The organism is Brenneria roseae subsp. roseae (assembly GCF_003115845.1).
GTDB lineage: Bacteria > Pseudomonadota > Gammaproteobacteria > Enterobacterales > Enterobacteriaceae > Brenneria > Brenneria roseae.
The window spans coordinates 1-21209 of record NZ_KZ819027.1; the positions used below are offsets into that span (position 1 = coordinate 1).

Genomic DNA, 21209 nt, shown 5'->3' on the forward strand with positions numbered 1-21209 from the left:
CGATATCACTGAAGTAATGACTTCCGCTTCTGGCACATAGCCGCCTGCCGGATTAGATTGCGCTCAGATCAGCAAAAGAGCCAGATCGAGTATGGGTCAGAACACGCCGATTTATTCAACGACACTCTATAGCGCTTTCCCATAAACCCGCTGCACATACCGCCCACGCCCATCCCCATGCCCTAAATCCATCGATACCAGCGCGCAGGCTTCCCGGTTACTGAATCCCTGTCGCCGATAATAGCACATCGCATCTTGCGCCCATGCGTAACGCAGGCTGTGCGGGGAATATTGCCCTTTAAGTCCTGCCAGAGCTGTTTGTGAGCGCCAGCGGTTCATGGCGCTTTTCAGATCCGGTTTATCAATCAGCCGACCATTGCGGGCAGCGGCTACCGCCAGCGCCTGATTCACTGTTTGTGTTAGCGCTTCCCGCTCCAGAACCCGCGTTTGCCGGGGCCGTCCGCCTTTGGTGCCGAATACCACCGTCAGTTGTTCGTCGCCTCGCTCCAATGCCGCAGCCCACGTCTTGAGCGATTGCGAACACTGCACCGCTTCTTGTGAGCGCAGGCCCATCATTCGAGCCAGTTGCAACGTCAGCGCGAGTCCGGCGTCTTTCTGTTGCAGGGTTGACAGCGCCGCCTGATAGCGCTCCGGCGTAATCGCTTGCCGCGTGCCGTCCCGGCTGGCGCAGCTCAGCCCTAACGCCCTGTTGCTCAATCGGTCCGCATCCGCCAGCTTGCTCCGTCCGGCAGCCCGAAGAATGACACGCACTGCCGCCATTTCATTATGCAGCGTGCGCAGTGTAATTCCCTGTTCTAACCGTTCGGCGATATAGCATTCGATATGTTTTGCTTTCAGATGCTGCACCGTGCGGATCTGAATATTCAAAGACAGCAGGTGACTGGCAAGCCGCTCTGCAATTTTTAGTCGGTCATGTACCGTCTTATGGCTGCCGCCGGCCTGTCGGGCCAGCGTCTGCATTTCCCGACTTAATCGTGACATATGCTATCCCCCGATCCTCAATAACCTCTGTTCTCCGGCGCACGGCGATTTACGACACGGGTTTACCGTGCCGCACTGAACAATACCTGCGCGCCGGAGCGGCAGCGGTTGAGGTATGACGGGGATATCGGTTATGCACTCGGTGCAGCCGCCTGCATCAGCAGGGTAATCCCCTCAGGCTGAAAGCCCGCCTCAGGTATCGGTTCAGTCCTCCTCTGATAAGTGGGTTGATGAGAATTGACGCAGAAAATGTTCGTCAGATGACAGGTCGCGCCGGAAAGCGCTGTGGCGTAAAGGCTGGCGCAGAGATCGTTCGCGGCGTCACTTGCAACGGCTTTGCGCCGTATGAAGTGACGCCGCTGCCTCATGGATGCATTCGCTGAGGCAGCAAAAGGCCGCAGACGGTTGCGCCAGCTATAAGGGATGTACACATCGGTGCATATGCGAAAGGCAAGAACAAACAGGATACGGCACTAAGGCGCTGAAATAAGGTAGCTACCATCGCCGCAGCGATCACCCGCAAACTGGTAGCGAGGCGGGTTGGGAGTCGACCACACAGGCTGTGCCTGTGCGTTGCCTTGAAGGTCGTGGCAACGTGGAGTGCTGCGTGCAGCAGCGGTATAGCACTGACAATTTACTGCGCCAAAATCCGTATATCAAGCGGCTAACGCGCTGCGCTTGTTGGCTCCTTACTGGATTTCTATTCCATAGAAATCCAGTAAGGAGCGTCTAAATCCACTAGCAGTATGAAAAAAATTTTGTAAATTTTTAGTGGCTAATCCGAGGTTCCATCTCGGTATTGTTGATGATGTCCGCTGTTATAGCGCGAAGGCCAGATTTCTTCGGGGCGTTTATGCAAGGCTTCGGCGATTAAGCGTTCTCCTTTAGGCCAATGGCGCGTCAGTGTATTTGCCAAAGTGGAAGAGGCGAGTCCCGCTTCTCTGGAAACCGCAGCCAGCGTTGTGCCTTTCTTTCTTAAACCAGCAATGATATCTGCCGGATGCCAGTCTTGTTCAATCATACGAAGTCACCTAGGTTGATGCCCGTCAGAGGCGATGAAATCGTTTGTTCTGACTGAGGCATATTTTTAATTTCTTCCTTTTTAGCATCAGTTAAGTGACTTTATCTTAAGAGTTACTAAAGACGTGGGGTTGAGGATTTGTCCATTGACGATGAGCGAAAAATAACGCGTCTCCCGCCTCACACCATCACTTGCTTATGGTGTGAGGCGGGAGAGAAAACACGGCCTCATATAATTACCCAATAGCCTTAAGTCCCCGGATCCCGCCTTCCAGTACGCTGCCGTTGTCCGCCGCTTTCACAAAGTCGGCCCACCATTGCATTATGGGGCGACGCTGTTCCAGATAATCGCTGCGGTTATAGGCCCGGCGTACTTCATTTTTATCTACGTGGGCGAGGGCGGCTTCGATGACATCGGGTGGAAAGCCTTGTTCATTGAGCGCGGTGCTGGCAATGGAGCGCATGCCGTGTGATACCAGAATGCCGCCTAATCCGGCGCGTTTTAGCGCGGCGTTGACCGTCTGGCTATTCATTGGCTGTAACGGTTTAATGCGGCTGGGGAAAACATATTCCCGATGGCTGCTTAAAGGCCGCATAAGTTCCAGAATCGCCAACGCCTGTTCTGACAGCGGAACGACATGTACCCGCTTCATTTTCATGCGTTCGGCCGGAATGCGCCATTCTTTAGCGTCCAGATCGATCTCCTGCCAGCGCGTCTCAGCGGCTTCGACAGGGCGGGTGAGGGTGAGAAGCTGCCACATAAACAGACAGCGGGTCGGTAACTCGATATTTGCCAGCCGCATTGTTTGCATCAGTTGCGGTAGTTGATCCGGGCGGATGCTGGGCATGTGCTTTTTCTGCGGTTTCTCGAACGCCTTGCTGATATTGACGCTGGGAGCCGCATCGATCAGACCAACGTTCATGGCATAGATCATCACCTCGTTAATCCGCTGACATAACCGCCTTACCGTTTCCAGCGCGCCTCTGGCCTGCACCGGCTGGATAGCCTGCACCAGCGTGCGCGCTTTGATATCCGTGATGCTGATATCGCCGATGGCGGGAAAGATATCCTTTTCGAGGGATCGCTGGATATCGGAGGCATAGTCGGCGGTGACGCTGCTCTTTTTTAGCTGTAGCCAGCGTTCGGCAACGACCTTAAAGGTGTTGGATTGGGTTTCCAGCGCTTGCCGCTTTAGCGCGTGGTAATGCTCTTGAGGATCGATATCTTTGGCAATTAACGATTTGGTTTCAGTGCGGCGTTTTCGGGCGTCGGCCAGAGTGACGGCAGGATAGGAACCAAAACTCAGTTTTGCGCGCTTTTTGGTTAAAGGTCGATAGTAGCGGAATTGCCAAAGTTTACTGCCGCCGGGTTTGATTAGAAGCTCAAGTCCGTCACCATCATACAGGGAGTAGTCGGCCTCTTTGGGTTTGGCCGCTTTGATCTCGGTATCGCTAAGCGGCCTTGTTTGCCTTGCCATAGGCACCTCCACTAAGTTTAGGCCCAACAGGAATGAGGGAAACTGCATAGAGTGCCTAAAATTGTGCCTAACAATGGTGGAAGTTACAAGATCGCCACAGCGCCCAATAGATGTAAAAAAGCCCGCAGGGCTTGTGCCATGCGGGCTTAGTGGACTTCTTTGGCGTTCTATAGAACAAAATTTGGTGGAGCTGGGGGGATTTGAACCCCCGTCCGGAATTACTCTACCGTTGGTACTACATGCTTAGTCTAATCTTTACATTCGCCTGCCAGCTGCGGATAGACACGCCACTAACAAACTAGCCTGATTGGATTTAACGCTTCAGCCCCAGGCAGGACATCCACGCGATCTCTTTTGGGTTTGACCTCTCTTGATCCCCGTCCTAAGAGCGGAGGCTAGGGAGAGAGGGCTCAGAGCAGGTTATTAAGCTGCTAAAGCGTAGTTTTCGTCGTTTGCGACTATTTTTTTGCGGCTTTTTACGAGGCCAACCGCCCCTCGGCATGCACCTAGGGCTTTGCAAATCCCGTCGAATCCAGAATCAGCCCCAAGGAACTTTCTTTAGTATACCAGAACTTATCCTACTTAAGCCACCGACTTAGCGGTTAGCGTTCTTCATGATACGGGCTTTGTCTAATTTCCATTCACGTTCTTTGATGTCATCACGTTTATCGTGATCTTTTTTACCTTTCGCCACGCCGATTTTGACTTTGCTCCAGGCATTTTTCCAGTACATGGATAAGGCGACGACGGTGTAGCCTTCACGGCTGACTCGTCCGAACAGCGAATCTAATTCTCGCTTGTTGAGCAATAGTTTACGTGTACGCGTAGGGTCACAAACAACATGCGAAGATGCAACGTTAAGCGGTGTGATAGTGGCGCCGAACAGGTACGCTTCACCGTCTCTGAATGTTACATAGCTGTCGCTGATATTGGCTTTGCCCGCACGCAGTGATTTTACTTCCCAACCTTGCAACGAAAGACCGGCCTCAAATTCCTCTTCAATGAAGTATTCGTGGCGGGCACGCTTGTTTTGCGCAATGGTAGCGGAACCGGGTTTGTACGCTTTTTTCTTTGTCATAGTGCCGTCATTATACTGGATGTAAAAGGGAATGAAATCCCCGCCGTGTGTCTGGGTCATTGTTGATGATATTGTGCGATAGTGCGCGCAGAATTTTTATCTGTCGGCTTATCAGTGCTATTATTTTGCGCGTTTTATGAATCACGGAAAATGGTATGCCAAAAATAAGTCGTTCAGCTCTGGTGCCGTTCAGCGCTGAGCAAATGTATCAATTGGTCAATGATGTTTCTTCTTACCCTGCCTTTCTGCCGGGATGTACGGGCAGCCGGATTATTTCATCGACGCCTGATGAAATGACGGCGGCGGTAGATGTGGCCAAAGCGGGTATCAGTAAGACATTCACTACGCGTAATACGTTGACCAATAACCAAAATATCAATATGCAGTTGGTTGATGGACCTTTCCGCCAACTCAGTGGCGACTGGCATTTTACGCCGCTGAGTCCGGATGCCTGTAAAGTGGAGCTGCATCTTGATTTCGAATTCACTAATGTTCTGATTGAACTCGCTTTTGGCAAGGTTTTCAAGGAACTGGCGGGAAATATGGTGCAGGCATTCACGCAGCGCGCCAAAGAGGTTTACAGTGCCTGATATTCGTGTGGTTGTGGTGTACGCATTACCGGAGCGACAGTATCTGCGTACGCTTACTCTGGCGGAGGGCAGTACGGTGGAACAGGCGATTGTCGCATCGGGTCTGCTTGAATTGCGAAGAGATATTGATTTGCAGACCAATAAGGTCGGCATATACAGCCGGACCGCAAAACTTGCCGATGTGCTGAGTGATGGCGATCGGGTTGAGATCTACCGTCCCTTGATTGCCGATCCGAAAGAGTTACGTCGTCAGCGTGCCGAGCGCTCAAAAAAATAAGGCACGGCGTGCCTTATTTTTGTCACCACTTATCCAGTAGTAAAATTCTTTCTTGCTTGCCCGGGATATTTCACCCTGTCAGCGTGATGTTACATGCAACAAAACCGTGACTGAATTAGTTCAGCGTCGGTTTGTTATCAATATTGGTCAGTACACCGTCAGCACTGAAGGTCAGCGTCAACGTTTGCTGTGTTACGGATTCATGGCCAGGCTGCTGGCGGAATACGTAAAACCAGGTATCGCTGCCAAACGGATCCTGCATCATGGGCGTACCCAGCGTATAAGCGACCTGTTGCTTGGTCATTCCGGTATGAATTTTGGCGACGTCACCCGGTGCCAGATAGTTTCCCTGATTGATGTCCGGCCGATAGACCACTTTTTCTAACGTGGAACAACCGGCAGTCAGCATAACAACAACCACCGCGGCGACGACAGTCAGCGTTTTACAGCGCATAGTGATTACATTCCTTAAGGGCATAGGTTGCCGATGATAATAGACCTTGCCTGACTTGAAAACCGGCAAGACCCCAGTATGACCTCAGGAAGGCAAAAAAGTTGAGCTTTTTTACCGTCGTTCGCGTTTCAAGCCGTTGGCTCCGTCTGCCTTATGCCGCCAGCAACTCTTTGGCGTTTGCCAGCGTATTTTTGGTTACGGCGCTGCCGCCGAGTAAACGAGCGAGTTCCTGTAGCCGTGCGCGTTTGTCCAGCGGCTGCATCAGCGTTTCGGTTTCTGCGCCGTCGGTTTGCTTGCTGACAAAGAAATGTTGATGACCACAACCTGCGACCTGTGGCAGGTGAGTGACACACATGACCTGTGTCGATTCCCCGAGTTGGCGCAGCATTTTGCCCACAATCGCCGCCGTCGGGCCGCTGATACCCACATCGACTTCATCAAAAATCAACGCCGGCGTATCCATTTTACGTGCGGTGATGACCTGAATAATCAGGGCAATACGTGACAGCTCCCCGCCAGATGCCACTTTTGCCAGCGGTTGATGTGGTTGGCCGGGGTTGGTTGTGACACAAAATTCAATGCTGTCAGCACCGCTGGCGGTCAGGTATTCGGGGGTAAATTTCACCTGAATGTTGAAGTGACCATGTGGCATGGCCAGCTCATGCATATTGGCCGTGATGAGCTGGGCTAATTCACTGGCGTGATGCTGTCGGCGAACGTGCAATTGTTCCGCGACGTGCAATGCCTGTTGATGGTAGGCGCTGACTGTTGCGCTGAGCGTTTCGTGGTCGCTTTCCTGCTGTTCCAGCAAGCGTTGCTCTTCCAGTAGCTGCTGATAATGAGCGGGTAAGGCTTCTGGCGCGATGTGATGCTTACGGGCCAGCGTCATCTGACGGGATAGCCGTTGCTCAAGTTCGTATAGCCGGATGGGATCGAGATCCATTTGATCGCCGTAGTGACGCAGTTCATCACTGGCTTCGCTAATTTGAATACCGGCTTCTTCCAGCATGCTGAGCACGCCCGACAGCTTTTCATCCATACTGATCAACTCACCGAGCTGATGTTTAACGCTGTGCAGCATGCTGAGTATGTTCCGCTCTTCATTTTCGCTGAGCAATTGCAATGTTTGTTGACTCAAAGCCAGCAGCTGACCGCTGTTCGCCAGCCGTTTGTATTCGGCATCGATTTGCTCGTATTCACCGGACTGGGGGGCGAATTCATTCAGTTCTTTCAATTGATATTGCAGGAGTTCGCGGCGTGCTTCCCGCTCGATAGCCGCCTGCTGCAATTGCGCCAGTTCACGGCAGCTTTGATGCCATTGCTGCCAGATTTGCTGCATCGCCCCAAGTAGTTCGGGTTCATCCGCATACGCATCCAGCAGATATTTTTGATGCTCTGGTTTGAGCAGTAGCTGGTGGGCGTGCTGACCGTGCAGCTGAATCAGCAATTGGCCGAGCTCACGCAGCTGCGACAAGGGCACGGCGGTTCCATTGATAAAACCGCGCGAACGGCCGTCTGCGCCAATCACCCGGCGCAGCAGGCACTCATTGCTGTCGTCCAGCTGATTTTCTTCAAGCCATCGGTGTGCGATGGGGGTATCAACCAGAGAAAAGCGGGCGCAAATATCGGCGCGGGTAGCGCCTGGCCTGACCATGCTGGCGTCGGAGCGATTTCCCAGGCAAAGGCCGAGGGCGTCAATGGCAATGGATTTCCCGGCGCCGGTTTCGCCGGTAATCACGCTCATTCCTGCCTGAAAATCAATTTCTAACTCGCGCACGATGGCGAAGTTACTGATAGTGAGTTGCGCCAGCATGATAGTTTTCCTGTATGTAAAAACAAGGTGTAATTACATACAGTATAAACTGGTTTTATATACAGTAAAGTAGCTGGTGAAAATTTTAGAATAATTTTTTCGACCAGCCGAGCTTTGTGCTTAACGTATTGAAATAACTGTAATCTTTCGGGTGGATCAAATTAAGATAATGTTCGCTGCGACGGATGAACACTTCTTCTCCTTCCTGTACCGGCAGTGAGATTTGGCTGTCGCAGCTGATTTCCAGATCGTTGGTGATATGGGAAAACTTCAACCGAATCGTGCTGCTGCTGTTGATAACCAGCGGACGCGCCGAGAGCGTGTGGGGGAACATCGGCACCAGCGCAATGGCATCAAGCGAAGGGGTGAGGATCGGGCCACCGCCGGAGAGCGAATAAGCGGTAGAGCCTGTGGGCGTGGAGATGATCAAGCCGTCCGAACGCTGTGAAAACGCAAACTTGTCGTCAATATAGACTTCAAATTCGATCATGTGCGCGACTTTTCCGGGGTGGAGTACCACTTCGTTGATGGCGGTGCTGATGCTGTTTGGCTGTTCGGCGCGGCAAATATGCGCTTCCAGCATAAAACGTCGCTCGCTCAGATAATGGCCGTCGAGCACTTCCGAAAGCTGTTGCTGGGCATGATCCGGATCCAGGTCGGTTAGAAAACCTAGGTTGCCGCGGTTAACGCCAATGACGTTGATATCGTAGCGGGACAGAACGCGTGCGGCACCGAGCATATTGCCATCGCCGCCGACCACCACGGCCAGATCGGCCAGCTGTCCGATATCGGCCAGGCTGCCGGTCGGCGCGTCTTGCAGGTTCAGTTCGCGGGCAATCTGCTGTTCAATAAGCACCGAATAACCTTTGCCGCTCAGCCAATGATAAAGCATCTCATGGGTGGCCAGCGCGGTAGGGTGTCGCGGATGGCCGACGATACCAATACAATTAAATGGTTTATTCATTGCTGTCATTGTCCTCAGCGTGGTGTGCCGACGTTCTGCAAAACCAATATACCCGTCATTTTTCAGGTTGCAGGCGCGTTGGTTGCGCTCACTACCCGCTCCATCCGTGGGCCTTGTCCCTGCGGCTGCCGCCTTCCCGCAACTTGAAATCTATTGGGTATATGTGACTGGTTCCCTTGAAACCCCGGTTTTGATCCCCATAATAGCAACTAGCGAGATTAATGCTAAACCGCGGAGAATTTCATGAGTAGTAAAGAACAGAACACGCCTGACGAGCAAGTCTTGGATCAAATGGATGCAGCAAAAAGGCGTCAATCGGAAGCTGTACCAGAGACGACAGACGTAGCTGACCCGCGTGATGAGCGCATTGCCGAACTGGAAGCGCAACTGAGTGAATTGCAGCAGCGCGAACGCGACAGTGTACTGCGTGCCCGCGCTGAAGCCGATAATATTCGCCGTCGTGCGGAGATCGATGTTGAGAAGGCGCATAAATTTGCGGTGGAGAAATTCGCCAGCGAAATGTTGCCGGTGATCGATAACCTTGAGCGCGCATTGGATATGGCGGACAAATCCAATGACGCGTTGGCGTCAATGATTGAAGGTGTTGAACTGACGCTGAAATCCCTGTTGGATGCCGTGCACAAGTTTGGCATTGAAGTGGTCAGCGAGGTGAACGTGCCGTTTAATCCGGAAGTGCATCAGGCGATGACCATGCTGGAGTCTGCCGATCATCAGCCTAACTACGTGATGATGGTGATGCAGAAAGGCTATACGTTGAATGGACGCCTGCTGCGCCCTGCGATGGTGGCCGTTTCCAAGGCGAAAGAATAACCCTGTTCGCCCGCTTCGTTCGTTGACCCAGCGTCAGCGTCAACCCCATGCTCAGGCGTGGGGTTTTTTGTTTATATTTTGTTGGTCTTTTTTGTTAAAAAGATGTTTTTATCCGCGTGATAAATCATCATCTCTGGCTATTGGAAGAATTGGTATTGCCGCTCTGGATGCACTTGATAATCATTATCATTTATGTGAGAGTTGATAAAACAACAGGGTTAGAAGGGGCATACTATGCCGGATAGCCGTACCGTCGGGTCAGTCAGCCGTACATCAAGAAAGATCAAACTTTCTTTGATGGGGCCCGCGTTTATTGCGGCGATCGGGTACATTGACCCGGGTAATTTCGCGACGAATATTCAGTCGGGCGCGGCCTATGGCTATACGCTGCTGTGGGTGGTGGTTTGGGCCAATATCATGGCCATGCTGATCCAACTGCTGTCTGCCAAACTCGGGATCGCGACCGGTAGCAATCTGGCCGAGCTGATCCGCGAGCGTTTTCCCCGGCCTGCGGTTTGGGCTTATTGGGTTCAGGCCGAAATTATTGCCATGGCGACCGATCTGGCGGAGTTTATCGGCGCGGCGATCGGTTTCAAACTGCTGTTGGGAGTATCGCTGCTTGAAGGTGCGACCCTGACGGCCATTGCGACTTTCCTGATTTTAACGTTGCAAAAGCGCGGACAAAAACCGCTGGAGATGGTGATCGGCGGGCTGCTGCTGTTTGTCGCCGCGGCTTACATTGTCGAGCTGGTGTTCTCTCGCCCTGAACTGTCAGCCCTGACAAAAGGGATGATGATTCCCAGTTTGCCGACCTCTGATGCCGTGCTACTGGCTGCCGGCGTGCTGGGGGCGACGATCATGCCTCACGTGATATACCTGCATTCTTCTCTGACGCAGCATGAGGGCAGACATACCCGTGCGGAACGTTATTCCGCCACCAAAGTCGATGTCGCCATCGCCATGACTATCGCCGGTTTTGTGAATCTGGCGATGATGGCGACAGCGGCGGCGGCGTTCCATTTCAGCGGTAATCAGGATATCGCCGATCTCGATCGGGCTTATCTGACGCTGGAACCCTTGTTAGGGCAAGCGGCGGCAACCATTTTCGGGCTGAGTCTGGTCGTGGCTGGGCTGTCTTCAACCGTTGTCGGTACGCTGGCCGGACAGGTGGTCATGCAGGGGTTCGTGCGCTTTCATATTCCGCTGTGGGTACGGCGAACGGTCACGATGTTGCCGTCGTTTATCGTTATTCTCTCTGGTATGGATCCGACCCGCGTACTGGTCCTGAGTCAGGTGGTGCTGAGTTTCGGTATTGCGCTGGCGCTGGTTCCTCTGCTGTCCTTTACCGGCAACAAGGCGCTGATGGGAGATATGGTGAATAGCCGTCTGGTACAGAACACGGGTAAAGCGATCGTCTTTATCGTTGTTTCGCTTAATCTTTATCTGCTCATCAGCACTGCTCTGGGGTGGTGAAGGTTCGTGCATTCCGGCATGCGTCGTCTTATTATCAGGCACTGATTCTTTCTTTAATGGGGTTCAGTTATGTCGTCGCCGATTACTATCATTGAAAAGAAGCTCCTGTCTGACCGTTGGTTTCTTCTTAATAAATATGTGTTTGATTTAAAAAGAAAGAATGGCGGCGTGGTTCGTCAGATCCGTGAGGTGTACGACCGGGGCGATGGCGCGACTATTCTGCTGTATAACCGTGAGAAAGGCACGGTGGTGCTGACGCGCCAGTTCCGGATTCCCACCTATGTCAACGGTAATGAAAGCGGCATGTTGCTGGAAGCCTGCGCCGGATTGCTGGACGATCATTCGCCGGAAGAGTGTATCCGTAATGAAGCGATCGAAGAGACCGGCTATGCGATCGGCAAGGTCGAAAAGTTGTTCGATGCCTATATGTCACCCGGTGGCATCACCGAACGGCTGCACTTCTTCGCGGCGGAGTATGACGAATCTTTGCGTGATAATGCGGGTGGCGGTGTGGACGACGAAGATATTGAAGTGCTGGAACTGCCGTTTACGCAGGCAATGGAAATGATCGGCGACGGCCGGATTAAAGACGGCAAGACCATTATGCTATTACAGCATGCGCAGATTCAGGGATGGTTTGCGAAGTAGCGGGCCCCGACTTTGATTTTTGCTTTCCTGCGCCTCAGGCTCATTGGGTATCATGATGGTAATAGATATTCTCTTTGAATGTTTTGGGCGACATGCCGACAAATTGTTTGAAACGGGCGCAGAAATAAGCGCAATCCGTGAAGCTCGCATGGTAAGCAATATCGGAAATCTTCAGGTCGGTATGGATTAACAGATCGATAGCCAGTGAGATTTTTCTTTTAAGCATAAATTCCTTGAATGTCTGCCCAAAGAAATGCCTGAATGTGCGGGAAAAATAAGAGTCTGACCAGCCGCACTGCTGCGCTGCTTCCATCACGCCGATCGTATAGTTTTTCTGATCGTCAATTTGCTGAATCAGTTTGATAAGCCGCGCGGATTGCTGATGGTATTGCAAAGACGGGTTTGGCGTTGCGTCCCGGGCCAGTTTTGGGGTGGCGAAAATGATAATGGATCGCAGCAGGCTTGATGATAAGTCAGCGGCATGCGGCATACTTTCACCGGCCCAGGCAAACAGTGTTTCAACCTTTTGCGTGTCTTCCTCCTCCAGATAAGCAACCATTGGCTGTATACGCTGAATGGGTTGAACAGGTAAGCGAATATCCTCCAACCAGCTCTCCTCATATTGCAGTAAATATCGTAAATGCCCGTGGCCGGGCTCCAGCGTCATTTCATGCATAAACAGTGTGGGTATATAGACCAGCGTATTATTTCTGATGGGGTAGGCGTTATCCTTGATCACAAATGAGCCGCCGGCCCGTCTGAACCACATAATCTCATTCATCATATGAAAATGTGTTTCGACGTAAAGCCCGCTAAATTGTGCGAAGCGATCCTGACGTAACGTGAATTTTTCCCCCGGCATTACCGGGATATTCTCAAAAGTGGGATATCGGTCACTCATCGAGTTCAGATTCCTTATGTAATTACCCTGTTTATATATATATGCGCAGTAAATAATGCAATAAATTATCAATTCATCATACAACAAGGGCGATAAGAATACAGTAGCGCTATCATGATAGTGAACTCTTAAAAAATAACCGTATTTCTTAAGGTGGGATAGAAATGCTTGCTGTCATATCTGCGCCTTTAATAAAGTTATCTGTAAAAGAAAAATTATATCAATAGCGTCATGAAACGTCCCGATCTGGCTACGCGACTATTATCGGGGAATATTCGTTGCGATGATGTTGTAATATCTATTTAAATATATTGACAAGGTAAAAATGTCTAATTATGCGATGGCATGATAAGCGGCATTGCGATCATTGTTTTATTTATTGAAGCGAAAAATGTTATTTCGATCTTTGCATTGGTTATCGTGATGAATTTTATTCAGCTTGCCGCTACGCCATTATGCATTGCGATTCATTAACCGATGAAAAAATCAGGGAAATAAAAAACAGAAACATCGAATGCGCTCAGCAACCGTACGAAACCACATCATCATATTTGCATTAATAAGAGGAGAGGGCGATGTCATCAATTACCTGGATTAGCAGTAACGATACCCGGCAATGGCAGGTCAATACGGATATCGCCCGCGGAGGGGAAAAGGCGAATCTGTTTTTGGGGGATGCTGACAACCGGGAAATAGAGGGGTTTGGCGGCTGTTTTAATGAATTAGGGATGATTGCGCTTGCCGATCTTGATGACGCGCAGCGGGACGTTATTTTTGACAATCTCTTTTCGCCCGATGGCGAATGCCGATTGAATATGGGGCGAATTCCTATTGGCGCCAGCGATTATGCGAGATCCTGGTATAGCCTGAATGAGACGCCGGATGATTATGCCATGACGCATTTTTCCCTGGCGCGGGACAGGCAGTATTTGATCCCTTACCTTCAGGAAGCCTTACGGCGACAGCCGGAGATGGTGTTATTCGGTTCTCCGTGGAGTCCGCCAACCTGGATGAAGACCCACCCGGTGTATAACTACGGTCGTCTGAAGATGGATGAGGCGACGTTGAATGCTTATGCCCTTTATTTCCAAAAATTTATTGAACATTATCGGGCCGAAGGCATTCGGATTGCGCAGGTTCATATACAGAATGAAGTCGCCGCCGATCAGAAATTCCCGTCCTGTGTCTGGAGCGGCGAGCAACTGCGCCGGTTTATTGCCGACTATCTTGGCCCGCGTTTCAGGGCGTATTTGCCGGAAACGGAAATCTGGCTGGGGACCATCAATGCGCCTGCGTTTATGCAGGAAGTCGGCGAAGATTATGACGATTATGCAAATTATGTCCTGAGCGACACCGCCGCTTATTCCTTCGTGTCCGGCGTGGGTTATCAGTGGGCGGGGAAAAACGCGATTCAGCGCACAGCCGAGAGCTATCCTGAGTTACGTATCTACCAGACGGAAAATGAGTGCGGCGATGGCCGGAATGACTGGTCCTATGCCCACTATGTGTTTGGTTTATTCCGTCATTATCTGGTAAACGGGGCAACGGGATATTTTTACTGGAATCCGGTGTTGGCGACCGGCGGCGAAAGCGCCTGGGGATGGAGGCAAAACAGTATGATTTCTATCGACAGGCAGCAAAAAGCGGTTACCTATAACCCGGAATATTATGTTGTTCGCCATTTCTCCGCACTGGTACAAAAAGGGGCCCATCGGGTCGGCGTAACCGGAAAAATGAGCGGTAATGCGATTGCATTCAGAAATCCGGACCAAAGCCTGATTGTGAACGTCAACAATGCATTTGGCGAGGAACGGGAGCTGTGCTTGTCGGCTGGGGGGGAAAGCTGGCGTTTTAACCTGCCGCCCGGATCGATTAACTCCGTGATCGTCAATCCGTAGCCGGTGAAACAATGTCTCCCGGCGTGATCGGGAGACATGACGTATTAACGGACGATGTTGTTAATCGATCGTTTTACTGAAAGCATCGACGGCGATAATGGCGTGGGCAACATCCTCTGCCGTTATCGCACTGTCCAGATTTTTCAGCGTATCTTCCTGACTGCACGCGAGTTTGCCAACCTTGACCAAATTTTCAAAAGGTTCATTTTCCAGATGCAGATCTTTCAGCAAGGTTGGCATCTTGATCGCCCGGTAGAAACGGATATAGCGGGCAATCTCTTCATCGGCACGTTTCTCCAGTACCATGTGGGTGAGCGTGCCGTATGCGACTTTTTCCCCGTGAGTGAGGTGATGTATATCGCCTTTTATGGCGGTAAAACCGTTGTGGATCGCATGGGCTCCGGCCAGACCGCCATTCTCGAACCCTAATCCGGAAAGCAGCGTATTCGCTTCAACCACGGATTCCACCGCCGGTGTCACGACGCCTTTTTCTACCGCTTTATAGGCGCTATAGCCATAGGCCAGCAGGGTTTTCTCACAAACTTCGGCAATCGCCATCCCTGCCAGTGTGGGTTTGCCGCCCAGCATGGAGAGTGAATGAGAGCGCAGTACGGCCTGTGCTTCGATAAAGGTTGCCAGACCGTCTGCAATACCGGAAGCGAACAGGCGTGCGGGAGCCTGAGCACACACGGCGGTGTCGACCAGAACCAGATCGGGGTTTTTATCGTAAAAACGATAAGATTCAAAGACGCCGTCATCGGTATAAATCACCGACAGGGCGCTGCATGGCGCATCTGTTGACGCGACGGTGGGGACAATCGCTACATTGCATTTCAACTCGTCCGCGATGGCTTTTGCGGTATCCAGGGTTTTGCCGCCGCCCAGTCCGACGATGATATCAGTGCCGGCGTGACGAGCCAGCGCCGCAAGGCGGGTGATCTCATTGCCGGAGGCTTCGCCGTTAAAACGCTCGTAGTGGTGGCTGATGCCCGCCTGCTTTAAGGCGGTTTCCACGCGTTGGCCGATGATGTCCCAAACGGTGCTGTCTGCCATGAGAAACGCTTTCGCTCCTAACGGCTTGAGTTGTTCGCCCAGTTCATCAAGTACGCCGCGGCCCTGAACGTATTTTCTTGGTGAAGAGAAAATGAAGTGGCTCATACTATCTACCTCGATGATGTGTTGGTGAATGATAAGGTTGCAAAGCATGGAAGACGGCTGCGGTCATGGCGTGCCGTGAACCGCTCTCCCGGTATCGACAGCTCACAGTGCAAAAGAAATAAGAATGGCCTTTCGGGGCGATGCAGTGATAACGCCGCAGGTCCGCATGACGAAAACGCATAATCTCAGCGGCGTGTATCTGCTATGTCATCCTGAAAATCTATTGGATATAAGCATAGTCGCTAAAAACGGGATGGGTGAAAAAACGAAATTTTTCAATATGCTGTATCTTGCATAAATTTCAGGAAGCAGAAAGACGATAAATGCATCAGTCCGTCAGCCAGCGCTGGGGATAGGAAAAATGGGAGAACGCAAACGGCCCTACCCCGCGGTGCGCCCGGCTGACCGGATTTGGTTTTTTGCATGCCATCCATGCTCAGCGCGCGGATGGCATTGGCATTCTTTACGGACGGACAGGCTTTACTCTGGACGCTACAGTTTGGCCGCCAGCATCGCTTCCAGCTTCTGCTGGTCAGCGGCGAACAAACGAATGCCTTCAGCCAGTTTATCAACGGCCATCGGGTCCTGATGATGTTCCCAGCGGAATTCCGCTTCGGATAACGGCGACGGTTGATGAAACGCTTCTGTTGATGGCGTTAGCCGGCGCTCTACGGGAGCGCTGCTGTTTTTCAGCTGTTCCAGCAGGGCCGGAGAAATGGTCAGACGATCGCAGCCTGCCAGCGCCAGAATCTGTTCCACTTTGCGGAAGCTGGCTCCCATTATCACGGTTGAGTAGCGGTGGCGCTTATAGTAATCATAAATGTTGCGTACCGACTGGACGCCGGGATCGTTCTCGACCCGATAATCACTGGCAGGTTGTTTGGTCTGATACCAGTCATAAATGCGGCCGACAAACGGTGAAATCAGATATACGCCCGCTTCAGCGCAGGCGCGGGCCTGGGCAAAGGAGAACAGCAGCGTCAGGTTACAGTTGATGCCTTCATGCTCCAGCTCTTCGGCGGCGCGAATACCTTCCCAGGTCGCGGCCAGTTTGATCAGAATGCGTGAGCGGGGAATATCTTTTTCCTGATACAGTCCGATAAGCTTACGGGCTTTTGCCACGCACATTCCACGATCGAACGAGAGTCGGGCGTCCACTTCGGTGGAAATACGGCCCGGAATGCTTTTCAGCACTTCGGCCCCAATATTCACCGCCAGTCTGTCGCTGGCATTGATGAGTTGGGTGTCTTTGCCGCCGCCTTGTTGGCGGGCGTAGGCGAGGGCGTCATCGAAGAGCGGCTGATACTGGGGCAGGCTGGCGGCTTTCAGGATCAGGGACGGATTGGTGGTGGCGTCCTGCGGCGCAAACTGGCGAATGGAGTCGATATCGCCGCTGTCGGCGACGACGACGGTGAACTGTTTAAGGGCTTCTAGTTGGTTCATGGCTAAGCTCCTTGAATAGAAGTGAAAAAGGGGAAGCAAGCGGAATAAAAACCAGTAACGCAGGGCAACACACTGCACCACTCGCAGTCAAAATAACATGCGTTTTCTCTGATTACTGTGATTGGAAAACATCCTGAGGGGCGGTAAGCAACCAGAAAGCTGTCGCAGGCCGGTTCGTCACCGCGCTCCATATCGCCAGAACCCGCCTGTTGGTCTGGCTCTGTTGTATTATAATTTGTACCATTTACGACGTTGTATCAGTATCACGGCGCCGGGATTGAGCCGGGTTCTCCAGCATGTAACAATCTCTTGTCACCACCGGTTTTCATCTGTAGCTATCGCGTCTGTATAAATAGCTTTATGACCGCATAATCTTATTTAAGGAAAATTTTACCAGATGGAAAAGCAACCAGGATCTCAGGAAAACGAACTTCTGACTGAAATTGCCGTCGCCTATTATCAGGACGAAATTACTCAGGAAGAGATCGCAAAGAAGTTTGGTCTTTCACGCATCAAGGTTGGTCGTTTGCTTAAACGGGCAAAGGAGGAAGGGATTGTTGAAATTACCGTGCGTTATCATCCGGTATTCAGTACCCGCCTTGAACAGCAAATGCTGGAGCGGTTTCCGATAAAACGCGCCTTGATCGCCCTGGATTATCAGGATGAAGAAGAGCAGCGGCGACAGGTTGCTGCGCTGGTTTCCAGCCATCTGGCGCTGACTCTCAAGGATGACGCGGTCGTAGCCGTCGGACAGGGGCGCAACGTCGCGGCGGTGGCCGATCACGTCAGTAATGTGGCTGAGCGTAACTGCCGCTTTATCTGCGGTATCGGGGGGACGCATCGCCCCGGCGATGCGATTAACGCCGACCATATTAGCCGCCGTCTGGCGAAGAAGTTCGGCGGCAGCAGCGAAACGCTTTATGCTCCCGCCTATGTCGAGAATCGGGCGCTGAAAGACGCGTTTATGCAGAATGGCACCATCAAGGAAACGCTGGATCGGGCGCGCAAAGCGGATATCGCGCTGGTGGGCATTGGTGATATGAATGAAAACAGCTATATGGTGAAGCTGGGTTGGTTCACTCCGCATGAGATTATCGATGCGAGCCTCAATCAGGGCGTCATTGGCGATATCGCCGGGTATGATTTCTTTAATGCGCACGGACAGCACGTTGATACGGTGATGAACGATCGGGTGATTGGCGTCAGTATTGAAGAACTGCACAAAATTCCTTGTGTGATCGCCATTGCTTCCGAAAACACCAAGGCACTGGCGATCCTCGGCGCGTTGCGCACCGGTGCGATTGATATTATCGCCACCAGCGCGGGTAATATCCGCACCATTCTGAATATGACGCAGTAGCCCTTTCCCGCAGCGTGATGTTTTATCCGACCTGATTTTCGCTGTCTCAACAAAAGTCAGGTTGTGCGTCAGTGCGTAATCGTGTGACCGGCAACGCTGACGATCGGCGCGATCCGCCTGCGCGCAGCGTTATGCGCGTAACGGTAGCGTCTTAATAATGATACATCTGTCGAACAAAAAACCATCAAATAAAATAACTATATTAATCGGTATTCACTTCCGGTTTTTGCCGTCCTTCATAGTTTAACAATTTGCAAACACTATACTGGGTATTCCTGACCCTATATGCATGTCACAACAAAAACCGATAAAGGATTAAAAAATGGATGAACAACTAAAGCAAAGCGCGCTTGATTTTCACCAGTATCCGGTTCCCGGGAAAATTCAGGTTTCGCCCACCAAGCCGTTAGCGACCCAGCGCGATCTGGCGCTGGCTTATTCTCCCGGTGTGGCGGCCCCATGTCTGGAAATAGCTGAAGATCCGCTGGCTGCTTACAAATACACCGCGCGAGGCAATCTGGTCGCGGTGATTTCTAATGGGACCGCTGTTCTCGGCCTCGGCAATATCGGCGCGCTGGCTGGCAAGCCTGTGATGGAAGGCAAAGGCGTCCTGTTTAAAAAGTTCTCCGGTATTGACGTATTCGATATTGAGGTGGATGAGCTGGATCCAGACAAACTGATCGATGTCATTGCTGCCCTTGAGCCAACCTTTGGCGGTATTAACCTGGAAGACATTAAAGCGCCGGAATGTTTCTACATTGAGAAAAAACTGCGCGAGCGCATGAAGATTCCGGTATTCCATGACGATCAACACGGCACCGCCATCATCTGTACCGCGGCGGTGCTTAACGGACTGCGGGTGGTTGAGAAGAATATCGCCGATGTTCGTCTGGTGGTTTCGGGGGCGGGGGCGGCGTCGATCGCCTGTCTGAACCTGCTGGTGGCGCTGGGTATGAAGCCACACAACATCGTGGTTTGTGATTCTCGCGGTGTGATTTACAAAGGCCGTGAAGAAAATATGGCGGAAACCAAAGCCGCTTATGCCATCGATGATAACGGTGCGCGCAAGCTGGCGGACGTGATCCCCGATGCGGATATCTTCCTCGGCTGCTCCGGTCCCGGCGTACTGACGCAGGATATGGTGAAAACCATGGCGCCGTGTCCGTTGATTCTGGCGCTGGCGAACCCGGAACCGGAAATCCTGCCGCCGCTGGTTAAAGAAGTTCGCCCGGACGCGATTATTTGTACCGGCCGTTCCGACTATCCGAACCAGGTGAACAATGTGCTGTGCTTTCCGTTTATCTTCCGTGGCGCACTGGATGTCGGCGCGACCACCATTAACGAAGAGATGAAACTGGCCTGCGTTCACGCGATCGCCAATCTGGCGCTGGCGGAGCAAAGCGAAGTGGTGGCTTCCGCCTATGGCGATCAGGAACTGTCGTTTGGCCCGGAATACCTGATTCCGAAACCGTTCGATCCGCGTCTGATCATCAAGATTGCTCCGGCGGTCGCGAAAGCGGCGATGGAATCTGGCGTCGCGACGCGTCCGATTGAGAATTTCGATGCCTATATCGAAAAACTGACGCAGTTTGTCTACAAAACCAATCTGTTCATGAAGCCGATATTTTCTCAGGCGCGTCAGCAGCCGAAACGCGTCGTGTTCGCCGAAGGTGAAGATGCGCGCGTGCTGCATGCAACGCAGGAACTGGTTACGCTGGGGTTGGCGTTCCCGATTCTGATTGGCCGTCCAAGCGTCATCGAGATGCGTTTACAAAAACTGGGCTTGCAGCTGACCGTCGGTAAAGACTTCGAAGTGGTCAACAATGAATCCGATCCGCGCTTCAAGGAATACTGGAGCGAGTATTTCGAGATCGTGAAGCGCCGCGGCGTGTCGCAGGAACAGGCGCAGCGTGCGGTGATCGGTAATCCGACGTTGATCGGTTCTATCATGGTGTTGCGTGGTGAAGCCGATGCATTGATTTGCGGAACCATTGGGACGTATGAAGAACATTTCGACGTGGTGGAAAAAGTCTTCGGCTATCGCGAAGGCGTCCATGTTGCCGGCGCCATGAACGCATTGATGTTGCCGAGCGGCAATACCTTCATCGCCGATACCTACGTCAACGCCGATCCAACGCCGGAGCAACTGGCGGAAATCACCCTGATGGCGGCGGAAACCGTGCGTCGTTTCGGTATCGAGCCTAAAGTGGCGCTGCTGTCCCACTCCAGTTTTGGTACGTCTGATTCGCCGACGGCGCAGAAAATGCGGGCCACGCTGGCGCTGGTCAATAAACTGGCGCCGGAACTGCAAATCGATGGTGAAATGCACGGTGATTCCGCGCTGGTTGAAGCGATCCGACGTGAGCAAATGCCCGACAGTCCGCTGAAAGGCTCGGCCAATATTCTGATCATGCCCAACATGGAGTCGGCGCGTATCAGCTATAACCTGCTGCGAGTTTCTTCTTCCGAGGGGGTAACGGTTGGGCCGGTGCTGATGGGGGTTGCCAAACCGGTACACATTCTGACGCCGATCGCGTCGGTACGCCGTATCGTCAATATGGTGGCGCTGGCGGTGGTGGAAGCGCAAACACAACCGCTGTAAGCGTTATGACAGCGTCTGGCGCCGTTCGCGGCCTCAGACGCGGGTTTTTTTCTGAATGGCCGCAGATAGAATCTGACTTCGGCCATTTTTTTTGCCCCTTTCATCCCGGAAAGTATTTATCGGGTAATGTGAAGCGGGTTGGCGAAGACATTCACAGAATGTGGGAGGAAAAGCAGTATCGGCGAGCCTGTTAAGGGAAAATGTCGCGTTGACAGATTT

At 52.1% G+C, this 21209-nt stretch carries 18 protein-coding genes, 1 other RNA gene and 1 pseudogene; 8 read left to right on the forward strand and 12 right to left on the reverse strand.

Annotation, left to right across the window (positions count from 1 at the left end):
* Positions 1-126: 126 nt before the first annotated feature.
* The 5 genes from DDT52_RS09195 to smpB all read right to left on the reverse strand — a co-directional run bounded on the left by DDT52_RS09195 (position 127) and on the right by smpB (position 4578).
* Positions 127-1002, reverse strand: coding sequence for an integrase domain-containing protein (locus DDT52_RS09195; RefSeq protein WP_136156089.1), 876 nt, complete (start codon positions 1000-1002; stop codon positions 127-129).
* A 775-nt stretch (positions 1003-1777) separates the two neighbouring features.
* The gene (locus tag DDT52_RS09200; RefSeq protein WP_136156090.1) at positions 1778-2023 is read right to left on the reverse strand and encodes a helix-turn-helix domain-containing protein; all 246 of its coding nucleotides are present in this window, start codon (positions 2021-2023) and stop codon (positions 1778-1780) included.
* 235 nt (positions 2024-2258) lie between these two features.
* A complete protein-coding gene (locus DDT52_RS09205; protein ID WP_136156091.1) occupies positions 2259-3500 on the reverse strand; it encodes an integrase in 1242 nt (413 codons plus the stop codon).
* 182 nt (positions 3501-3682) lie between these two features.
* Positions 3683-4046: a transfer-messenger RNA gene (ssrA, locus tag DDT52_RS09210) on the reverse strand.
* A 49-nt stretch (positions 4047-4095) separates the two neighbouring features.
* Positions 4096-4578, reverse strand: coding sequence for an SsrA-binding protein SmpB (gene smpB / locus DDT52_RS09215; protein ID WP_109054546.1), 483 nt, complete (start codon positions 4576-4578; stop codon positions 4096-4098).
* A gap of 155 nt (positions 4579-4733) precedes the next feature.
* Between smpB and DDT52_RS09220 the strand changes: the two genes are divergently transcribed.
* Positions 4734-5168, forward strand: a complete 435-nt coding sequence (locus DDT52_RS09220; protein ID WP_109054545.1) for a type II toxin-antitoxin system RatA family toxin — start codon at positions 4734-4736, stop codon at positions 5166-5168.
* A complete protein-coding gene (locus DDT52_RS09225; RefSeq protein WP_136156092.1) occupies positions 5161-5445 on the forward strand; it encodes an RnfH family protein in 285 nt (94 codons plus the stop codon). Before DDT52_RS09220 ends, DDT52_RS09225 begins: the two co-directional genes overlap by 8 nt.
* A 115-nt stretch (positions 5446-5560) precedes the next feature.
* Here the strand turns inward: DDT52_RS09225 and bamE are convergent, their stop codons facing one another.
* From bamE to nadK, 3 genes are all read right to left on the reverse strand, one after another.
* The gene (bamE, locus tag DDT52_RS09230; RefSeq protein ID WP_109054543.1) at positions 5561-5899 is read right to left on the reverse strand and encodes an outer membrane protein assembly factor BamE; all 339 of its coding nucleotides are present in this window, start codon (positions 5897-5899) and stop codon (positions 5561-5563) included.
* A 151-nt stretch (positions 5900-6050) separates the two neighbouring features.
* Positions 6051-7712 (reverse strand): DNA repair protein RecN, encoded by a 1662-nt coding sequence (gene recN, locus DDT52_RS09235; protein WP_136156093.1) that lies wholly within the window; start codon positions 7710-7712, stop codon positions 6051-6053.
* Between the two features lie 85 nt (positions 7713-7797).
* Positions 7798-8676 (reverse strand): NAD(+) kinase, encoded by an 879-nt coding sequence (gene nadK / locus DDT52_RS09240; protein ID WP_136156094.1) that lies wholly within the window; start codon positions 8674-8676, stop codon positions 7798-7800.
* Positions 8677-8919: 243 nt separating this feature from the next.
* Here nadK and grpE point away from each other — a divergent pair, with 243 nt between their 5' ends.
* The 3 genes from grpE (at position 8920) to nudK (ending at position 11628) form a co-directional block, all read left to right on the forward strand.
* Positions 8920-9507: a nucleotide exchange factor GrpE gene (grpE, locus tag DDT52_RS09245; protein WP_136156095.1), complete on the forward strand. Its 588-nt coding sequence runs from the start codon at positions 8920-8922 to the stop codon at positions 9505-9507.
* Between the two features lie 234 nt (positions 9508-9741).
* Positions 9742-10980 carry an Nramp family divalent metal transporter gene (locus DDT52_RS09250; protein ID WP_136156096.1) on the forward strand — a complete coding sequence of 413 codons (1239 nt, stop codon included), beginning with the start codon at positions 9742-9744 and terminating at the stop codon, positions 10978-10980.
* Between the two features lie 69 nt (positions 10981-11049).
* Positions 11050-11628, forward strand: a complete 579-nt coding sequence (nudK, locus tag DDT52_RS09255) for a GDP-mannose pyrophosphatase NudK (RefSeq protein ID WP_136156097.1) — start codon at positions 11050-11052, stop codon at positions 11626-11628.
* A gap of 40 nt (positions 11629-11668) precedes the next feature.
* Here the strand turns inward: nudK and DDT52_RS09260 are convergent, their stop codons facing one another.
* Positions 11669-12529, reverse strand: a complete 861-nt coding sequence (locus tag DDT52_RS09260; protein WP_136156098.1) for a helix-turn-helix transcriptional regulator — start codon at positions 12527-12529, stop codon at positions 11669-11671.
* A 575-nt stretch (positions 12530-13104) separates the two neighbouring features.
* Here DDT52_RS09260 and DDT52_RS09265 point away from each other — a divergent pair.
* Entirely contained in the window at positions 13105-14427 is a 1323-nt protein-coding gene (locus DDT52_RS09265; protein WP_136156099.1) for a glycoside hydrolase family 30 protein, read from the forward strand.
* A gap of 60 nt (positions 14428-14487) precedes the next feature.
* Here the strand turns inward: DDT52_RS09265 and DDT52_RS09270 are convergent, their stop codons facing one another.
* The 3 genes and pseudogenes from DDT52_RS09270 to tal form a co-directional block, all read right to left on the reverse strand.
* The gene (locus tag DDT52_RS09270) at positions 14488-15585 is read right to left on the reverse strand and encodes a glycerol dehydrogenase (RefSeq protein ID WP_136156100.1); all 1098 of its coding nucleotides are present in this window, start codon (positions 15583-15585) and stop codon (positions 14488-14490) included.
* A gap of 377 nt (positions 15586-15962) precedes the next feature.
* A pseudogene (locus tag DDT52_RS21485) lies at positions 15963-16034 on the reverse strand (hypothetical protein); the annotation flags it as partial.
* 43 nt (positions 16035-16077) lie between these two features.
* Positions 16078-17028 (reverse strand): transaldolase, encoded by a 951-nt coding sequence (gene tal / locus DDT52_RS09280; RefSeq protein ID WP_136156101.1) that lies wholly within the window; start codon positions 17026-17028, stop codon positions 16078-16080.
* A 397-nt stretch (positions 17029-17425) separates the two neighbouring features.
* On the opposite strand from tal, the gene DDT52_RS09285 reads away from it, so the two are divergent.
* On the forward strand, positions 17426-18388 hold the full coding sequence (locus DDT52_RS09285) for a sugar-binding transcriptional regulator (protein WP_136156102.1): 963 nt from the start codon (positions 17426-17428) through the stop codon (positions 18386-18388).
* Positions 18389-18710: 322 nt separating this feature from the next.
* The gene (gene maeB, locus DDT52_RS09290; protein WP_136156103.1) at positions 18711-20990 is read left to right on the forward strand and encodes an NADP-dependent oxaloacetate-decarboxylating malate dehydrogenase; all 2280 of its coding nucleotides are present in this window, start codon (positions 18711-18713) and stop codon (positions 20988-20990) included.
* Positions 20991-21209: the final 219 nt, after the last annotated feature.

Excerpts from the sequence above, each read along its gene's own strand:
- DDT52_RS09195 (WP_136156089.1), bottom strand. The coding sequence starts at position 1,002 with ATGTCACGATTAAGTCGGGAAATGCAGACGCTGGCCCGACAGGCCGGC.
- DDT52_RS09200 (WP_136156090.1), bottom strand. The coding sequence starts at position 2,023 with ATGATTGAACAAGACTGGCATCCGGCAGATATCATTGCTGGTTTAAGA.
- DDT52_RS09205 (WP_136156091.1), bottom strand. The coding sequence starts at position 3,500 with ATGGCAAGGCAAACAAGGCCGCTTAGCGATACCGAGATCAAAGCGGCC.
- smpB (WP_109054546.1), bottom strand. The coding sequence starts at position 4,578 with ATGACAAAGAAAAAAGCGTACAAACCCGGTTCCGCTACCATTGCGCAA.
- DDT52_RS09220 (WP_109054545.1), top strand. The coding sequence starts at position 4,734 with ATGCCAAAAATAAGTCGTTCAGCTCTGGTGCCGTTCAGCGCTGAGCAA.
- bamE (WP_109054543.1), bottom strand. The coding sequence starts at position 5,899 with ATGCGCTGTAAAACGCTGACTGTCGTCGCCGCGGTGGTTGTTGTTATG.
- recN (WP_136156093.1), bottom strand. The coding sequence starts at position 7,712 with ATGCTGGCGCAACTCACTATCAGTAACTTCGCCATCGTGCGCGAGTTA.
- nadK (WP_136156094.1), bottom strand. The coding sequence starts at position 8,676 with ATGAATAAACCATTTAATTGTATTGGTATCGTCGGCCATCCGCGACAC.
- grpE (WP_136156095.1), top strand. The coding sequence starts at position 8,920 with ATGAGTAGTAAAGAACAGAACACGCCTGACGAGCAAGTCTTGGATCAA.
- DDT52_RS09250 (WP_136156096.1), top strand. The coding sequence starts at position 9,742 with ATGCCGGATAGCCGTACCGTCGGGTCAGTCAGCCGTACATCAAGAAAG.
- nudK (WP_136156097.1), top strand. The coding sequence starts at position 11,050 with ATGTCGTCGCCGATTACTATCATTGAAAAGAAGCTCCTGTCTGACCGT.
- DDT52_RS09260 (WP_136156098.1), bottom strand. The coding sequence starts at position 12,529 with ATGAGTGACCGATATCCCACTTTTGAGAATATCCCGGTAATGCCGGGG.
- DDT52_RS09265 (WP_136156099.1), top strand. The coding sequence starts at position 13,105 with ATGTCATCAATTACCTGGATTAGCAGTAACGATACCCGGCAATGGCAG.
- DDT52_RS09270 (WP_136156100.1), bottom strand. The coding sequence starts at position 15,585 with ATGAGCCACTTCATTTTCTCTTCACCAAGAAAATACGTTCAGGGCCGC.
- tal (WP_136156101.1), bottom strand. The coding sequence starts at position 17,028 with ATGAACCAACTAGAAGCCCTTAAACAGTTCACCGTCGTCGTCGCCGAC.
- DDT52_RS09285 (WP_136156102.1), top strand. The coding sequence starts at position 17,426 with ATGGAAAAGCAACCAGGATCTCAGGAAAACGAACTTCTGACTGAAATT.
- maeB (WP_136156103.1), top strand. The coding sequence starts at position 18,711 with ATGGATGAACAACTAAAGCAAAGCGCGCTTGATTTTCACCAGTATCCG.